Source organism: Pseudoduganella albidiflava (genome assembly GCF_004322755.1).
In the GTDB taxonomy this organism is placed as follows: domain Bacteria; phylum Pseudomonadota; class Gammaproteobacteria; order Burkholderiales; family Burkholderiaceae_D; genus Rugamonas; species Rugamonas albidiflava.
Genome location: NZ_CP036401.1, coordinates 1,941,016 through 1,957,702 on the forward strand (window position 1 = coordinate 1,941,016; position 16,687 = coordinate 1,957,702).

Genomic DNA, 16,687 nt, shown 5'->3' on the forward strand with positions numbered 1-16,687 from the left:
AGCGAGATGATGCAACTGCACGCCGAGAAGCGCAGTTCAGGCGGTTATATACCAGCCGGTTCGATTCGATTGGGAGCCGCCGAGAAAAGCCGGCAGCTTGTGCAGGGAGAAACGACATCGTACACTGGAGCACTATGACCGGCCGCTTGCGGGCCAGAGGCGGACACACAAAGCGTTTTTATTTCATACATGGCTTACGAATTTTTAGTCGGAACAAGCAGAAAGAACTTAGATGCCTTCCGCTGCGTTGGCACCTTGGACTTTGATGAATTAAAAGAAATTTCCCGCCTGCTGAAAAAAGCTGACTCGACCTTCTTGCATCGTGTCTCAAACATTTTCGACGACCAGACCTTCTCGATTGCAGAGGTAAAAGTGGGACTTGAGGAGCTTTTGCCACTCCTCGAGTACGACTTACTGGTCGAGGAACGACGTCTGCTTCACAAGCTCCTGGCTGTGCTGGCATATGCCGATTGGAAGCAGTTGATCTTGTTTGGTGCTGCTGACTAAGGTCCGCTCCGTGGAAGCTGCCATGCACTCCACGACAGCAGCCGGCCAACAGCAGCGTTGGTTGTGAGTTCTTCTTGCTGCGGCAAGCGCCCGTTAAACCGTGGGGATTCCACTGCCCAGCGCTCCAGCGATCTCTCTGATCGCGAGCGTGCACCCCATATGCACCGGTCCATGGTGCGCCAGCGTGCAGAGTGATAGCCGCCAGGAGCCGCGTGCTAGACTCGGTCCAACGACCGGGCACGCCATGCAAAGAATCCATCCATTCGGTACGCTCAAGGCGCGGATGACGATCATCGTCTGCGCGCTGGTATTCTTGTCCGGCATCCTGCTGTCCATCTACGCGGTCAACATCGTCGAGCGGGACATGACCCGGCTGGTCGGCGACCGCGAATACGCGCTGTTGTCCAGCGCGGCGGCGCAGATGGAACAGGACCTGCAATCGAAGCGGGCGGTGCTGCGCGTCACGGCGGAAGGCATGCGCGCCGCACAGGTGGCCCGTCCCGCGGCGGTACGCCGCCATCTGGAACAGATCCCTTCGCTGGACCAGCAGTTCTTCAATACCGTGGCGATCGATGCCAAGGGCACGCTCATGAGCAGCCTGTCCGGCGGTGCCGCCGCCGGACAGACCACCGTGGCGGCCCGCGAGTACTTCCAGCAAACGGTGGCCACGCGCAGGGGCCTGTTGTCGCGGCCACTGCGCAGTGCGCTGTCGGGAAAGCCCGTGGTGCTGCTGACCGAGCCCGTCTTCAATGCGGCCGGGACCCTGCAGTTCGTGCTGGCCGCCTCCATCGACCTGTCGCAGGCGGATTTCTTCCGCCACCTGGACCGCCTTACGCCAGGCCGGCACGGCTACATGTTCGTGGTGACGACCGAGGGTGTCATCCTGCACCATCCGGACGCGCGCCGCCTGCTGCGCAATGTGGCCGACGAGGAGGGCGGCATCGTGCCATCGACGCGGCAGGCGCTGGCGGGGATGAATGGCTGGGTGCTGGCGAAGAACAAGGCCGGCGTGGATTCGCTGATCGGCTACCGCCGGCTGGCCACCGCCGACTGGATCGTCGGCATCGTCTACCCCACGGCGGAAGCGTTCGCGCCGCTGGTGGCAATGCGCCAGCGTGCGCTGCTGCGCACGGGCATCGCGGCAGCCGTCGCCGGCCTGCTCGGACTGTTTGCAATCGTGGTCTTGCTGCGTCCGCTGGAAACTTTGCGCCGCCAGGTGGCGAGCATCCGCCGCGGCGATGCCGGCATCGACATCATCGACCTGGCCCGCCGGGACGAGGTGGGCGCCCTGAGCCGGGCCATCCATGCGCTGACCGAAGAGCGGGCCAGGGCGGAAGCCGAATCGGCACGGCTGGCCAGCACCGACTCGCTGACCGGCCTGTGCAACCGCCGCATGATGGAATGCGAGTTGGACAAGGCGTTGATGCGCCTGAACCGGACCCGTACCGGGATCGGCGTGGCGTTTCTCGACATCGACCATTTCAAGCAGATCAACGACAGCCATGGCCATGCTGCCGGCGATGCCGTACTGGTCGAATTCGCCAGGCGGCTCAAGCTGGCCGTGCGGGGCACCGACCTCGTGGCGCGTTATGCGGGCGATGAATTCGTCGTCGTCTTCGAGGGCCTGTATGCCGTCGATGAATTGCCGGCCCTCGGTGGAAAAATCGTCGAGGCCATGCATGTGCCGTTCGACGTCATTGCTGGCGGATTACCAGTCACCACCAGCGTCGGCCTGGCCTTCGGTGGCGCCGACAGCACCCGCGAAAGCTTGCTCAAGTGCGCGGACGAAGCGCTGTATGTCGCCAAGGCCGCCGGCAGGAATGGCTTTTTCGTCGATGGCGTCGTGGCCAAGGCGTGCGGCGTCGAGCACTAGCGGACGGCTTGACGAGGTGCCTTGCGTGAACGCGTGCGGGCTTGAGGAGTTCCTATACGCCGCGGCACTATTACTCCGGGACGACGCAAACGCAGCACATCGCGCGATACGCCGCCGACGCCTTAGAGCGCCTGACAAAACCGGCCGCTTGTCCCGAGAGCAACGACTTCATATACTGAGCCATTGCGACAGGCTGCTCACGGCGGAAGCGGCCGTTACGTACCAGCAGGTATCAGGTCCTTCACAATCCAATCCAGATCTTCATGTCACAGAACTTCGGTTTACTGCTCAGGCGCGCTACCCATGCTGACATCCCAGCCATGTCACAGATACGGCTGTCCGTCGTAGAAAATATCCTTTCGGAGCCGACGCGTGTCACAAACCAGATGTACGAGGATTTCTTGGGTAAGATGGGCTGTGGCTGGGTTGTAGAAAGCGACGGCAAGATCGTCGCTTTTTGCTATGCGGACAAAGTAAACGCTTCTATCTGGGCGCTTTTTGTGCGCCCGGGCCATGAAGGGCGAGGCTTTGGACAATCACTGCTCAAGCAAGCAGTCGACTGGCTGTTCGGGATAGGTCATCAGTGTGTGTACCTCACTACCGGCAGCAACACCAGAGCGGATCGCTTTTATGCCGAACAAGGATGGATGCGTGCGCCAGTCAGCTCTACGGAAGTCGCATACTCGCTGACGAAGCCGCGAACAGTTGAGTAAGCGTTTAGCAAGGTCCGCTTCGGGACGGAAGCGGCCGAGGAGCACGCGCATTCAGCTCGAGCTGCTGTGAAAAATCTCCCGGAAACCCGGCCGGGACCGGCGGCCCGAAGGCCGCCGTCCCAGGCGTGCCGACAGCCGATCGTCAGATCGGCGCCAGCCGTCCCGCCCCCAGCATGGCCAGCAGCACGGCGCCCAGCACGATCCGGTAGATCACGAACGGCATGAAGCCGCGGCTGCTGACGATCTTCAGGAAGCCCACGATGACCCCGTAGCCGACGAAGAAGGCGACCACGGTGGCGAGCGCCGTGGGGCCGGGGGCGACGGGTCCGGCCACGCCCCAGCTTTTCACCAACTGGTAGCCGCCCGATGCCATCACGGCGGGGATCGCCAGCAGGAACGAGTAGCGCGCCGCGGCCTCGCGCTTGTAGCCCATCAGGAGGCCGGCCGTGATGGTGCCGCCGGAGCGGGAGACGCCCGGGATCAGCGCCATCGCCTGGGCGAAGCCGAACACGATGCCGTCGCGCCACGTCATCTGGCCCAGCGACAGCCGCTGCTTGCCGAAGCGGTCGGCAAAGCCCAGCAGCACGCCGAACACGATCAGCATGGTGGCCGTCAGGTACAGGTTGCGCAGGTAGGTCTCGATGGCGTCCTGCAGCAGCAGGCCCAGGATGCCGATGGGCAGCGAGCCGATGATGATCAGCCATCCCAGCCGCACGTCTGGATCCTTGCGCAGGGCCGGATCGGCCAGCCCGCGCAGCCAGGCGGTGGCGATGCGCGCGATATCGCGGCGGAAGTAGATCAGCACGGCAAGTTCGGTGCCGATCTGCGTGATGGCGGTAAAGGCGGCGCCCGGGTCCATGCCCGAAGGCAGGAACGGACCGATGATGCGCAGGTGCGCGCTGGAGGAAATGGGAAGGAATTCGGTCAATCCCTGCACCAGTCCCAGCAAGGCGGCTTCCAGCCATCCGATCGATGATACGGTCATGCGTTTCTATCCTGTCATGTCAAAAAGCCATCATCATATACAAAATTGCCTTCATTGCAGCAAATACAACCCCTGAAACGAGCACGGCGGACGCGGCGGCGGTCGCCAGGCCGGCCACGATCCACAGTCCGTCGCGTTCCAGCACGCCCAGCGCCAGCATGCTGATGGCCAGCGCGGGCAGCATGTTCCCCAGCGGGATCGGCAGCAAGACCACGATGGCCAGCAGCAGGCACACCAGGCCCACCACGTATTCCATCGGCGGCAGCGCCCAGGCCGTGCCGCGCGGGCGCAGCATGCGTTCGGCGCGCAGCAGCCAGGGCCGGATGCGGCCGATCAGCGCCTGGAAATCGCTGCGCGCGATCGACCGCGTGGCGATGAAGGCGGGCAGCCACGGCTTCCTGGCGAACGCCAGCTGGGCGGCCAGGATCACCAGCGGGGCGCCCAGGATGGCCGACGTGCCGGGCAGCGTGGGCAATACGTTGGGGCAGGCGAACACGAACAGCAGGGCGCCCAGCGCCCGGTCGGCCAGTGCGGTCAGCAGGTCGCCGATGGAAATGCGTTCGCGCGTGGCGTCTTCGGCCAGCTGCTGGAGGACGTCGGAGAGGGCGGGGCCGGCGGCATGGTGCTTCATCACGCGGCTTCCTCCAATTCGGCGGCGGCGATCCGGCGCACCGCGACCTTGGCGATGCGCCGCTCCTCGACGGCGAGGATCTCGTAGCGCAGGCCATCGAGCTCGAGCGACTGGCCGACGTCCGGGAAGCCTTCGAAATGCGCCAGCAGGAAGCCGGCCAGCGAGGTGCAGTCGGCATCGTCGCGCACCAGCGCATCCGTTTCCAGCACCTGTTCGAGCAGGTGCAGGTCGGCCGCCCCGTCCACTTCCCACAACCCGGGAGCCTTCAGCTGGATGGCCAGCTCTTCGTCCTCGTCGGGGAATTCGCCGGCGATGGCTTCCAGGATGTCCACCGGTGTCAGCAGGCCCTGCACGACGCCGTATTCATCGGTCACCAGCACCAGCTGCCCGTGCGCGCGCTTCAGCGTGTCCATCGCTTTGAGCACGCCGGCCGTATCGGGCAGCACGATGGGCGTGCGCAGGCGCGCCCCGGTTTCGCCGATCGGCCGGCCCAGCAGCAAGTCGGCGATCATGTCCTTGGTGCGCGCGATGCCGAGCACATTGTCCAGCTGGCCCCGGCACACCGGCATCAGGCTGTGCGGTGTTTCCTGCAACTGGCGCAGGATCGTCTCGGCGGCATCGTCCAGGTTCACCCACGACATTGCCGAGCGCGGCGTCATCACCGAGCGCACCGAGCGGTCGCCCAGCGTCAGCACGCCGCTGACCATGTTGCGTTCCTCGACGGCGAACGCGTCCAGTTCTGCCGGCTGTTCGTCCTGCGGGTCGGCCGCGGCTTCGGTGCGCTTGCGGCCGCCCATCAGGCGCAGCACGGTGTCGGCCGTGCGGTCGCGGAACGGCATGCGCGCCTGGCTCTTCAGGAAATTGCGGCGTGCGAACTGGTTCAGTGTCTCGATCACGATCGAGAAGCCGATGGCCGCGTACAGGTAGCCCTTGGGGATATGGAAGCCCAGGCCTTCGGCCACCAGCGACAGGCCGATCATCAGCAGGAACGACAGGCACAGCACCACCACGGTGGGATGCGCGTTGACGAAGCGCGTCAGCGGCTTCGAGGCGAGGATCATCACGCCGATCGAGATCACCACGGCCGCCATCATCACGCCCAGTTCGTCGACCATGCCGACGGCCGTGATCACCGCATCGAGCGAGAACACGGCATCGAGCACGACGATCTGCGCCACCACGGCGCCGAAGCCGGCGTACACCTTCGAGCCGGTCTGCACGTGGGTCACCCCCTCGAGCCGTTCATGCAGCTCGATGGTGGCCTTGAACAGCAGGAACACGCCGCCGGCCAGCAGGATCAGGTCGCGGCCGGAAAAACCCTGGCCGGCCATGAAGAACAGCGGGGTGGTCAGCGTGACCAGCCAGGAGACGATCGTCAGCAAGCCAAGGCGCATCAGCATGGCCAGCGACAGGCCGATCAGCCGCGCCTTGTCGCGCTGGTGGGGCGGCAGCTTGTCCGCCAGGATGGCGATGAAGATCAGGTTGTCGATGCCCAGGACGATTTCCAGGACGACGAGCGTGAGCAATCCCGCCCAGATTGCCGGGTCGAAAAGCCATTCCATTGATAAAACCTCGTAAAGACTGCGGTGCTGCTTGTTGGGGAAAGTCGGGAAAAACGTCGGGAAAAATAGCGGCAGGGCCGTATCAGGCCGAGGGCGGGGGCTTTATCGGGGGCAGGGGATCGCGACCGCGCCAGGGCGGCACGAAGCAGGGGACCGAGGCATCGGGCGGCGCGGCCAGCGGCGGTTGCGCGGCGGCGTGCACGGTGTCGTGGAAATCCATGCCGGCGGGCGGTTCACCCGGATCGATGTCGCAAAGCGCTTCGCCCGGCAGGCCCGTGCCGGCCCGGCTGTCGAAGGACACGATGTCAGCGGTGCGGTGATCAGCTGCCTTGCTGTCGTTGGCCTTGCTCTCGATGGCATGGCCGGGGGCCTGGAGGGGCGCCGGCGCGTGCGCGGCGACCGACAACGACAGCGCGAAGACATTCAGGGGGAACAGCAGGGCAAGGAAGATGACGAATAATCGTCTCATAGACATAACGTTGCACGGAACCGGGCCAGTGTACCATGAGTTATCATGCGCCACGCGGCCGGTTGGCCGGTCAGGTTCATCGAGGCGGCAGCATGGCGGTCATCAATCCCAATGAAGTGGAGTTCAGCGCGATCCGGGCCCAGGGGCCGGGCGGGCAGAACGTCAACAAGGTATCGTGCGCGGTGCATGCGCGCTTCGACATCGCGGCGTCGTCGCTGCCGGCACGCGTCAAGGAACGCCTGCTGGCCCTGCGCGACGGGCGCATCACGCAGGAGGGCGTGCTGGTCATCAAGGCGCAGGCCTCGCGCAGCCTGGAACAGAACAAGGAAGATGCGCTGCGCCGCCTGCAGGCGCTGGTCGACGAGGCGGCGCACGTGCCGGTGGTCCGGCGCGCCACGCGGCCCACCCGCGGCTCGCAGGTGCGGCGCGTCGATGCCAAGGTGCGCAGCGGGAAGATCAAGGCCTTGCGCGGCAAGGTTACGGACTGAGGCCAGCGAACCATGCCAGCGCCCCATGTCGCTGGCTGGGCCCCCGGCCGAGATCCGCAGCCAGGATCACCTGTCGATGTCAGCGCGCGGCCGCCTTCGCCGCCTTGGCTTCCTTCACCGGCGCCACGAAGGCCAGCGCTTCCTCGAACGATTGCAGCACCATGTCCACGCGCCCGGCCACCAGCGCGGCATCGGCCGCCCCGTCCTCGCGCGGCCGGATCGTCACCAGCGGCACGTCGGGCAGGTTTTCGCGCAATGCGTCGATCGCCTCGTTCCATGCCTCGAACGGGGTGTCGATCGGGTAGACCACGAACACCGTCGACACCAGGTGCTCGGCATCCGGCCGCGCTTCGTCGTCCCCGTCGTCCAGCATGATGCTGCGCGCATCGATGCCCGCTTCGCGCAGCGCCAGCACCAGCAGCTCGCTGCGGAATTCCTCGCGGATGTTGGAGAACCCCACGCTCAGCACGATCGACCGTGCCGGCACGTCGAGCGAGCCTTGCCAGCGGCCCAGCTGTTCCTCGCGCCGGCGCCGCAGGTGCGCGCCGATGCTCTCGTTGAGCATCGACACGGTCAGGCGGCGTGCCCGCCCGGTGTGCTTGCCGGCGGCCAGCGTGTCGGCCACCAGCGCGATGGTCGAGCGCAGGCGTTCTTCCTGCACCTTGTCGGTCCGCCCGCCGCGCAGGTCGCCGATGGCCAGGGCCAGGCCGGGCAGCACGACCTGGTCGCAGTAGCGCGCCAGCGTCGACTTGCGCAGGAACACGCGGGCATCGGCGATGATCGCGGCCGCGTCGCCGGACAGCGCCCGGTGGAAGAAGCGCTGCGCGGCGCTGGCGTCCGGTATCTCGGCCAGCAGGATGGTCACCGGTTCCAGGCCCTTGATGTAGCGGCCCGCCACGACCAGGCACAGCGTCAGCGGCGTGGACAGCAGCAAGCCCACCGGCCCCCACACGGCGCTCCAGAACAGCGCCGACACGATCACCGCCAGCGCCGACATGCCCGAGCTGTGCCCGTACACGCGAGGCTCGATCACGTACGCCAGCACCACTTCCAGCGCCACGAACAGCGCCAGCGCCACCAGCGCGAGCGTCCAGCCCGGATCGACCGCGGCGGCGAACAGCGCGATCGCGCCGCCGGCGATCAGCGCGCCGATATAGGGCACGAAGCGCAGCACGGCGCACAGTGCCGCCCACAGCACCGCGTGCGGAATCCCCAGCAGCCACAAGACCACGCCGATGACGGCGCCGAACACGATGTTGACGATGAACTGGGAAAAGAAGAAGCGCGACACGCCGTGCGCCGCGTCTTCCAGCCCCTTCAGCGTGCGGCTCACTTCGCGCTGCCCGGCCAGGCGCACCAGCCGGTCGCGCAGGTTTTCCTGGTCGAGCAGGACGAACACCAGCAGCACCAGCACGAGGCCGACGGTGCCCAGCGGCCCGGACACCACGCCGATGGCCCGGGTCAGCGAATCCTGCGTGGACGTCGGCTCGCGGATCACCACCGGCACCGGCTGCGTGGTGCCGCGGCGCGAGCGCAGCGAGGTGCCGCTTGCCGTCGCGCCGGGCACGCCTTCCAGCAGCTCGGTCGGCAGGCGGGCCAGCGGCTGCTCGGTGAGCACCTGCACTTCCTTCAGCTTGGCGCGGATCTCGGCGCGGTATTGCGGCAGGTCGGCCGTCAAGCCGTACAGCTGGGCGACCAGCACCACGCCGGCGCCGGCCAGGGCCGAGATCGACAGGCCCAGCGCGATGAAGGTGGCGACGGTGCGCGAGATACCGAGCCCGACAATGGCGCGGATCAGCGGCGCCAGCGCCAGGCTGAGCACCAGCGCCAGCGTGATCGGTTGCAGCACTTCGCGGCCGAAATGCAGCAGCGCGATCGCGCAGGTGACCGTAAGGAGGATGTTGGTGGGGCGTTTCAAGAACATGGAAAACCGGCGTGGTTGACGATCCGGCCGCTGCCGGACAGCCGAATGGACGAGTTGAACATTGCCGGATGATAGTGCACTTCGGCCCGTCGGAGCAGGGGTGTCCGCATCGCGGCCGCATTATATAATTGTTATTTATATAACGTTTACTTGCAAGAGGGGAGTCATGGTGAAATTCTTGGTAAAAACGGTCGCCCGGGTGGCACCGTTCGGGGCGGTATTGTTGTCCACCGCCGCGGGCGCGGCACAGGTCACGGAACTGAAGCCGTCGGAAGTGGCGGACTTCGTTGCGCGCCACGAATATGCCATCGTCCAGGTGACGTCGCCGGACCGCAAGTGCGGCTACTGCATCGACGCGGACAAGAAGTTCGACAAGATGGCGGCCGCCCCGGCCGGCAGCAAGTTCGCGTTTGCCCGGGTGCAGTACGCGCCGTGGCGCGAGATCCCGGATTTCGGCAAGGTAATGCAGGTCTACGGCGTGCCCGAGCAGGCTGTCTTCCACCATGGCAAACGCGTCGGCCGGGCCAACATCTACTACGACACGCCGAAATCGTTCTATGCCCAGGTGGAGGCCGCGCTGGCTTCGCCGGTCGTGCCGGGAGACGGCGTTGTCCAGACGGCGCCGCAGCCCGCGCCCAAGCCGATGACCGCGGCGGAAAGCGCCGACCTGCGCCTGATGGTGCGGCGCGACCTGCTGCAGGCCACGATGGACGAGTGCGTCAAGCGTTTCCCCGCCGGGGCCAACCGGTACCGCGCGGCCGTGAAAGCCTGGGAAGCCCCGCGCAAGGATGCGCTGGATCGGGGCGCGCTGGTGTTCGTCCGCGGCGGGCACGACCCGAAGCAGTTCGCCGGCGAGGAAATCGCGGCGCTCACGCAGTGGATGGCCGGCCTGGGCATCGGCGCGCAAAAGAAACAGGAAGCGGCCGACTGCGACCGCATGGTGGCGGCAATGCCTGACCGGAAGTAGTGCGTGGCACGGGACAGTCGCAGCGGCGCCAGCGTTGCGACTGCGAACCCCCGTTGCATGAATGTTCTGGACAAATGGTTACAACGCCGGATTTGCTGATATAATTTCCTTATGCAATTGTTGTTAACCAAATACAACAATCAGCATTCCCCCAGTTCGGCAGAAAGTGTCCGTCGAGCTGTCGTCGGCCCAGACATCGCCGGCAGTTTCCTTCCACTATCCGCCATTACTGGAGTTCGCCTCATGCGCATCAAATCCGCCCTGCTGTCCGTCGTTGCCATCGCCACGCTGGGTACCGGCTTCGCCCACGCGGCCACCAATCTGGTTGCCAACGGCAACTTCGAGCAAACCACCAACGGTAGCAACAAGCAGCTTTCCGCCAAGCCGACCACGGCAGCCGACCGTACCACGCTGGCCGGCTGGACCAGCAGCAATGGCCGCGATGGCGGCTACAACTTCGTGCTGGACAGCAAAACCGCCCCCACCTGGGATTCGGCGATCTGGCTGAAGGGCAGCGGCAACGGCTACGACCCGCTCGACGGACACGGCAACTTCTTCGCCTCCGATTCGCAGTACCACCCCGGCGTGCTGTCGCAGACCGTGAGCGGCCTGGCCATTGGCAGCGCGTACACGCTGACCTTCGACTACGCGCTGGCACAGCAGGTTGGTTTCGATGGCGCCAACGCCGACAACTACTGGCAGGTCGGCTTCGGCGGCACCAGCCAGGACAGCACGGCGCTGTCGATCGCCAACGGCGGCTTCAGCGGCTGGAAAACCGCGACGATGACGTTCACGGCGGACGGCGCCAGCCAGGTGCTGTCGTTCCTGGCCAAGGGCACCGCCCCGGGCGCGCCGCCATTCCTGCTGCTCGATGGCGTATCGCTGGTATCGGCCGTGCCGGAACCGGCCACGTGGGGCATGCTGCTGGGCGGCCTCGGCCTGGTCGGATTCGCGGCGCGCCGCCGCGGCAAGAAAACCGCGTAAGCTTTTTCCATGCCGGCACTGCTGAACGAGATCGCCGTCACGGCGCTGCGCCTGTTCGTCTGGCTGGCGCTGCTGACGGCGCTGTTCGTCCCGCTGGAACGGTGGTTCGGCGCGCGCCATCCCGCGCGCACCCGGCGCCAGCGGCTGCACGACCTCGCGTACTTCGTGATCAGCAGCCTGGTGCCCGTCGTCGTGCTGGCCGCGCCGATGGCGCTGCTGGCCGCCGCCGCCCAGCACGTCGTGCCTGCCGCGCTGATCGAGGCGATCGGGCGCTTGCCGGCAGCCGCGCGCATCGCGCTGGCGTTCGTCATCGCCGAAACCGGGTTTTACTGGGGCCACCGGCTCAGCCACGAGCTGCCCTGGCTGTGGCGCTTCCATGCGCTGCACCACAGTACCGAACACATGCACTTCCTCGCCAATACGCGCTCGCATCCGGTCGACATGGTCGTCACGCGCCTGTTCGGCCTGGTGCCGCTGTACCTGCTGGGCCTGGCCAGCCCCGGCATGGCGGGCAGCGGCACGCCGGCGCTGCTGCTGGTGGCGGGCACGCTGTGGGGCTTCTTCATCCACGCCAACGTGCGCTGGCGGCTCGGCCCGCTCGAATGGCTCGTCACGACGCCGGCGTTCCACCACTGGCACCACAGCCGCCGCGACCACATCAACCGCAACTACGCTTCCACGCTGCCGGTGCTGGACCGGCTGTTCGGCAGCCACTACCTGCCGCGCCACTGGCCGGCCGAGGTAGGCACCGATACGCCGCAGGCGCCATCACTGGGCGGGCAGTTGCTGGAGCCGCTGCTGCCGGGCGACAGGGCCGCGCGGGCTGGCGGCTGACCGCTCGCTGTCACGCCGGCCCCGGGAAAGTGGTGCCCCAAGGCGCTTCACGGCGCTCGCTGCGGATGCGCAGCAGGATGTCCACGGCGGCCGCGGCGCCCTCGGCACCGCCCAGCGCCTGAAGTTCGCTGTCGCTCAGGCGGAGATCGGCAATGCCCGGCATGGCCGCGTCACCATCCGGCTCGGGCGCGGGGGCGACCTGTCTCGCACGCAGTTCCTCGTAGAGGTGTGCGGCGGTGCCACCGGTATAGCCCAAGGGCAGGACGAATGCCCCGCGGCTGGCTGCGACGCGCACCGCCGTCGCGGTGCCACCCCGTCCGCCGATCGCCACCACCGCCTTCGCGTTTGCGGCAAGGTGCTCCAGCACCTGCCCGGCAGGCACCCTGGCAATGGTCCCGGCCTCGAACTGGGCAACCGTTCCTTCTTCCGCGACCTGCCGCAGGCGCTGCGCGAGCGGCACGCCCATCTCGCCGAGGCGGGCGGCGAAATGGCGCGCCGTCATCCGGTTGACCCCCTGCCAGATGCCGGTGACGAGGCCGAAGCCATGAGTCGCCAGCGACTCGCCCAGAAGCCGGCACGCGCGCCGGATATTGCCGGGGAGTTCCGGCTCCGGGCGGACGGTGCCGCACACCAGGACGGTCATCACCGCGGGCGGAGCGTTCCGTTCGGCCCTGGCATCGCGTATCGCCTGGAGCACGATACCCTCCAGTGCATCGGCATCCTGGAAGAAATGCACCGCTTCGTGATGGAACGATTTGTCGCGAAATTGCTTGCGGGCGGTAGTGTCGAGCAAATGAAACCATTCCCGCTGGATGAAGACCAGCACCGGTTTGCCCAGCCGGGTTGCCTGGTCATATTGCAGTTCCTGCAGCGGCAGGTTCTCCGGATTCTGCCTTAGATCGAAGATCGTGAGCCCGAATTCCCGGTCGACGACCAGCACGACCAGGTCGCTGCTTTCCATCCGGCCGGACGATTCCCGGATGAAGGGCGTATCGCGCCGTACCGGCTCTTCCAGCACTTCGTGCCCGTGCAGCTTCAGCACCTCCGCGATGCGCGCCCGGTTGCTGTCGTGGCTGCCCTGCACGCCGCACAGGAAGATCCGGCAGCTTTCCACCGCCGCTGCCTCGGCCGGCACCGCGTCGACGGGTTGGCACAGCGCCGCGATATCGTCGAGCACGCGGTGGATACCCTCGTCGTCCAGCCGCGCGTCCAGCAGGTGTTGCCTGGTTTCCTCCACCTTGCGGTGCAGGCGCGACGGCTCGTCGATGCGACCCGCGGCGACGGCGTTGTACAGCGCCCGCGCCGCCTGGTACCCCAGGAAGGCATGGGCGCGCCTTACTTGCCCGAACAGCCAGTCGATGTGCGCCGTGTCGAACCGGCGTTGCAGGTTGACGATGGCGAGCAGCTGGATGCCCGGCGAATCCTTCTGCACCGCCCGGTCGACCAGGGCTTTCGACAGCGGCGCGATGCTGGCCATGTCGATGACGACTCCCTGCAACGCCCGGGTCCGCGTCCCGCCGGGACTGAGGTCGGCGCGGATCCTTTCATACTTGTGTGCCAGTTCCATTAGCTGGATCAGCGGCCCGTGCCTCCCGCCGGGCAGGAGGTCGAGGATGCGCGTCCGCAGCTCGCTTTCCGGGCCGAACAGGGAAGGGCTGTAGTACCAGCCGCGGCTTTCGCCATGGCCGAACCGTACGACGCCATGGTCCGCCGCCACGGCTTCCACCGCCACCGGCAGTGCGTCCAGCCAGCTCACCGTGCGCTGCAGCAGGCGTCCCTTGCGCCGGGTATTCTCGTCGTCGAGGATGAAGTGCAGCAGATCGTCCGACGCCACCAGCCAGGTGTGCTGCTTTCGCGTGGAAAAGAACAGCAGGCAGCGAAGCCCGGCGTCACCGGTGGGCGGGTGCAGCGCCAGCACATGTTGCCACACCTGGACTTCGGAGAGGAACGTGCCGGCGGCCGGCCACGCCGGGTCCTCCACCGGCTGTACCGGATAGGCGACCGGCTGTTCCAGCGCCGCTGGCCGTGCGACAGGCGCGGCTGACAGGTCCTCGTCGCTTTCTTCGTTGCCATGGGCGGCCCTGTCCCGCAGCGGCCGGAAGTCGCGCCCGACCCGCAGGAATGCCCTGGCGTGCTGGAGCAGGCGTTCCTGCCCGGCGGTATCCGGCGCCAGAGCGGCGAAAGCGCGGTCGGCACCGCCGGCATGCGTTTCCACGTACCGGCGCGCCTGGTCGGCGATCAGCTGCAGCGAGGTGTCGATGCGGTTTTCCTCGCCGATGCTCAGGCTGTCGAGCAGCTCGGCCCGCACGCCGGGGGCGAAATCATATTCGACCTGCTCCGCCGGGATCGCCGCATCGGCCGGGGAAACCCGCTCGATCAACCCGCTCAGCAGGATCTCGGCCAGGTGGACCTGGGCGCGGTCGGCCATGCCCATCTGCATCAGGCGCATGATCGGCAGGCTCAGCGGCATGCCGGACAGCAGCCGCAGCAGCTGGAAGGCCTGCGGCGAGGCATTCGCGCGGAACGCGGCGATGCGCTGGCCCGGCGGCGGAGGCATTGCTGTGGCCTGTGGAGCCGGCACCATGCCTGTCGCCGGCGCGGGCAGCCGCAGCGCCGGATGCGACACCTGCCGCGTCGCCATCGCGAAGCGCGCCCAGGCCGCCATGCCGGCCGGTTCAAGCGTGGTGACGGGAACCGTCCAGGCATCCGGTGCGCGCTCGAGCTCGCCCGTGAAGGGATGGCGCAGGTGCAGGCGCGAGGTGGGCAGGCCCGGGGCCCGCGCCACGGCATCCTCGCTCGCATCGCCCAGCAGCGTATGGGGCCAGGCATGCGGCGGCATCAGCTGGACGATCGCGGTGGGCCCGTGGCGGCCGAGGATGTCGACCAGTTCGGCCAGCGCGGCATGCCGCCACATGGGCGAGGTGCCCGTGGTGACGAACCAGCACAGGCGGCGGCCCTGCGGATCGACCAGCAGCCGCGGCGAGGCGAGCGCGTTACCGTGCGTGGCCAGCACCACCGCACCGTTGCGGATGGTGTAATGCCACAGCCGGGCGCCACGGAAGGCGCCGTGGCGGGCCAGCGTGCGCCGCAGTTCGACCAGCGTGGTGTCCCAGGCCTGCATGGCGTCGGTGGCTTCGGCCAGCAGGGCGACATCGAACCAGCGTTCCGGCGTGGCCCGGTAGACGGGCGTGATGGCATCCCAGTCGGCGCTGGCCTCCGCTGTCGCGACCGGGTCGAGCTCGCGCTGCTGGCGTGACGGCAGGCGGCGCTTGAATGGCCGGAGCGCCCGTTCCAGTGCGAGGCGCTGCGGCAGCGCTTCGCCGGCCGGCACGCTGACGAACGACGCGGCGACCGTGCCGGCGCCGTGCCCCAGGTGCGCCGCATACAGCGGCACGGACTGGTCGCCGGCATCGCGCCCCGCGGCACCGCCCGGGGCCGGTCTTTGTGGGTCATCCTTCCCGGCCGGCGCGGGCGGCGGCGCATGTGCCGGGCTGCCCGCCTCGCCGGCAATGGCGGCGGCTGGCGTTTCACCGGTGGCCGCTCCCCGTGCCGCAAGCTGCAGCGCCAGCCAGACGACATCGGCCAGCGCCGTCGCATCGGCCAGTGGCGTGGCATCGGCCGCGCCCAGCGCCTGCAGGTGCGCCCGGCACAGCCTGGCGGCGTCCGACGTGTTCATCCGCCCAGGCCCTGGAACAGCGTCTTGCGAATGCGCTTGTGCTCCTCGACGGGCAGCGCCGCGCCGGGCGTGACCAGCAGGTAGATGGCGTTGAGCAGCTGGTCGGTTGCCAGCGGCACGGAGGCACGCGTCTTGACGAAATCGGCGATGACTTCGAGGAGCTCGGCGTTCAGGGGCATTTCGGCGAAATGCGCGGCCACGATGTCCTGCAATTCCCGTTCGCCCGGTTCGGGAATCTGGCACTGCACGCAGCGCCGCAGGAACGGCGCGGGAAAATCGCGTTCGCCATTGCTGGTCATTACTACGAACGGATATTCCGTGAACGTGATTTCGCCGCCGCGCACTTCCACCAGTTCGCCATCGCGCGCGGCGATGCTCACCACCGGGTGGCGGCCCGCCGCGCGCTTCAGCTCCGGAATCACGAAGTGGCCCGTGTCGAGCACGTTCAGCAGGTCGTTCGGCAAGTCGACATCGCTCTTGTCGATTTCGTCGACCAGCAAGGCGCGCGGCGCGTGCCGCGAGGCCAGTGCGGTGCCCAGCGGCCCCAGGGCCAGGAACATGCCCAGTTCGGCGGCTTCGTCTTCCTGTTCCGCTGTGCGGATGCGCGCATTCACTTGCTGGATGTACTGCAGCCGCGCCAGCGCATCGTATTGATACAGCCCCTCCTGGAGCGTGGAGCGCGAGTTGACGGCCCATTCGATGACGGGGCCGAGTGCCAGCTGGCGCGCCACCGAGTGGACCAGCGCGCTCTTGCCGGTGCCCGGCTTGCCCGTCAGCAGGAGCGGGCGGCGCAGGTAAAGCGCCGAGTTCACCGCGTCGACCAGCAGCGGATCGGGAATGAAGGTTCGGGCCAGCACGCTGTCGCGGCCCTTGCCCGGCTGGCGCCACGGCGGCGCCGGCGGCAACGTGACCTGCTGCGGTGCCGGCTGGCCGGACGGATCGTAGATTTTCCAGATTGCCATGGTGCCTCCCGAAGGTAATGCCGCTTGGATTAGCCCACCCCAAGTGCAGATTCCGGGGTCAGGGTGGAGTACTGGCTGGTAGGCCAGTACCGCTACGCCGGCAAGGAGCGAT

General features: G+C 67.2%; 14 protein-coding genes. 7 read left to right on the forward strand and 7 right to left on the reverse strand.

The window, feature by feature from the left end:
• Positions 1-189: 189 nt before the first annotated feature.
• From EYF70_RS08355 to EYF70_RS08365, 3 genes are all read left to right on the forward strand, one after another.
• Positions 190-507 (forward strand): hypothetical protein, encoded by a 318-nt coding sequence (locus tag EYF70_RS08355; RefSeq protein ID WP_131144984.1) that lies wholly within the window; start codon positions 190-192, stop codon positions 505-507.
• 244 nt (positions 508-751) lie between these two features.
• Positions 752-2,380 (forward strand): sensor domain-containing diguanylate cyclase, encoded by a 1,629-nt coding sequence (locus tag EYF70_RS08360; RefSeq protein ID WP_131144985.1) that lies wholly within the window; start codon positions 752-754, stop codon positions 2,378-2,380.
• 263 nt (positions 2,381-2,643) lie between these two features.
• Positions 2,644-3,093 (forward strand): GNAT family N-acetyltransferase, encoded by a 450-nt coding sequence (locus EYF70_RS08365; protein ID WP_229420756.1) that lies wholly within the window; start codon positions 2,644-2,646, stop codon positions 3,091-3,093.
• A gap of 142 nt (positions 3,094-3,235) precedes the next feature.
• On the opposite strand, the gene EYF70_RS08370 is transcribed toward EYF70_RS08365, so the two are convergent.
• From EYF70_RS08370 to EYF70_RS08385, 4 genes are all read right to left on the reverse strand, one after another.
• Positions 3,236-4,078: an undecaprenyl-diphosphate phosphatase gene (locus EYF70_RS08370; RefSeq protein ID WP_131144986.1), complete on the reverse strand. Its 843-nt coding sequence runs from the start codon at positions 4,076-4,078 to the stop codon at positions 3,236-3,238.
• Between the two features lie 19 nt (positions 4,079-4,097).
• Positions 4,098-4,709 carry an exopolysaccharide biosynthesis protein gene (locus EYF70_RS08375; RefSeq protein WP_174800391.1) on the reverse strand — a complete coding sequence of 204 codons (612 nt, stop codon included), beginning with the start codon at positions 4,707-4,709 and terminating at the stop codon, positions 4,098-4,100.
• Positions 4,709-6,271 carry a TerC family protein gene (locus EYF70_RS08380; RefSeq protein ID WP_131144987.1) on the reverse strand — a complete coding sequence of 521 codons (1,563 nt, stop codon included), beginning with the start codon at positions 6,269-6,271 and terminating at the stop codon, positions 4,709-4,711. The genes EYF70_RS08375 and EYF70_RS08380 overlap by 1 nt, the downstream gene beginning before the upstream one ends.
• Positions 6,272-6,353: 82 nt before the next feature.
• On the reverse strand, positions 6,354-6,740 hold the full coding sequence (locus EYF70_RS08385) for a hypothetical protein (RefSeq protein WP_131144988.1): 387 nt from the start codon (positions 6,738-6,740) through the stop codon (positions 6,354-6,356).
• A gap of 92 nt (positions 6,741-6,832) precedes the next feature.
• On the opposite strand from EYF70_RS08385, the gene arfB reads away from it, so the two are divergent.
• Positions 6,833-7,228, forward strand: coding sequence for an alternative ribosome rescue aminoacyl-tRNA hydrolase ArfB (gene arfB, locus EYF70_RS08390; RefSeq protein ID WP_131144989.1), 396 nt, complete (start codon positions 6,833-6,835; stop codon positions 7,226-7,228).
• Positions 7,229-7,307: 79 nt separating this feature from the next.
• Here the strand turns inward: arfB and EYF70_RS08395 are convergent, their stop codons facing one another.
• Entirely contained in the window at positions 7,308-9,152 is a 1,845-nt protein-coding gene (locus EYF70_RS08395; protein ID WP_131144990.1) for an AI-2E family transporter, read from the reverse strand.
• Positions 9,153-9,318: 166 nt separating this feature from the next.
• Here EYF70_RS08395 and EYF70_RS08400 point away from each other — a divergent pair, with 166 nt between their 5' ends.
• The 3 genes from EYF70_RS08400 (at position 9,319) to EYF70_RS08410 (ending at position 11,937) form a co-directional block, all read left to right on the forward strand.
• The gene (locus tag EYF70_RS08400; RefSeq protein WP_131144991.1) at positions 9,319-10,119 is read left to right on the forward strand and encodes a hypothetical protein; all 801 of its coding nucleotides are present in this window, start codon (positions 9,319-9,321) and stop codon (positions 10,117-10,119) included.
• Between the two features lie 243 nt (positions 10,120-10,362).
• Positions 10,363-11,103: an FxDxF family PEP-CTERM protein gene (locus tag EYF70_RS08405; protein WP_131144992.1), complete on the forward strand. Its 741-nt coding sequence runs from the start codon at positions 10,363-10,365 to the stop codon at positions 11,101-11,103.
• Between the two features lie 9 nt (positions 11,104-11,112).
• The gene (locus EYF70_RS08410; RefSeq protein WP_131144993.1) at positions 11,113-11,937 is read left to right on the forward strand and encodes a sterol desaturase family protein; all 825 of its coding nucleotides are present in this window, start codon (positions 11,113-11,115) and stop codon (positions 11,935-11,937) included.
• A 10-nt stretch (positions 11,938-11,947) separates the two neighbouring features.
• Here EYF70_RS08410 and EYF70_RS08415 read toward each other — a convergent pair whose 3' ends face one another.
• Positions 11,948-15,613, reverse strand: a complete 3,666-nt coding sequence (locus tag EYF70_RS08415; protein WP_131144994.1) for an SAV_2336 N-terminal domain-related protein — start codon at positions 15,611-15,613, stop codon at positions 11,948-11,950.
• Positions 15,610-16,575 carry an AAA family ATPase gene (locus EYF70_RS08420; RefSeq protein ID WP_131144995.1) on the reverse strand — a complete coding sequence of 322 codons (966 nt, stop codon included), beginning with the start codon at positions 16,573-16,575 and terminating at the stop codon, positions 15,610-15,612. Before EYF70_RS08420 ends, EYF70_RS08415 begins: the two co-directional genes overlap by 4 nt.
• Positions 16,576-16,687 lie beyond the last annotated feature (112 nt).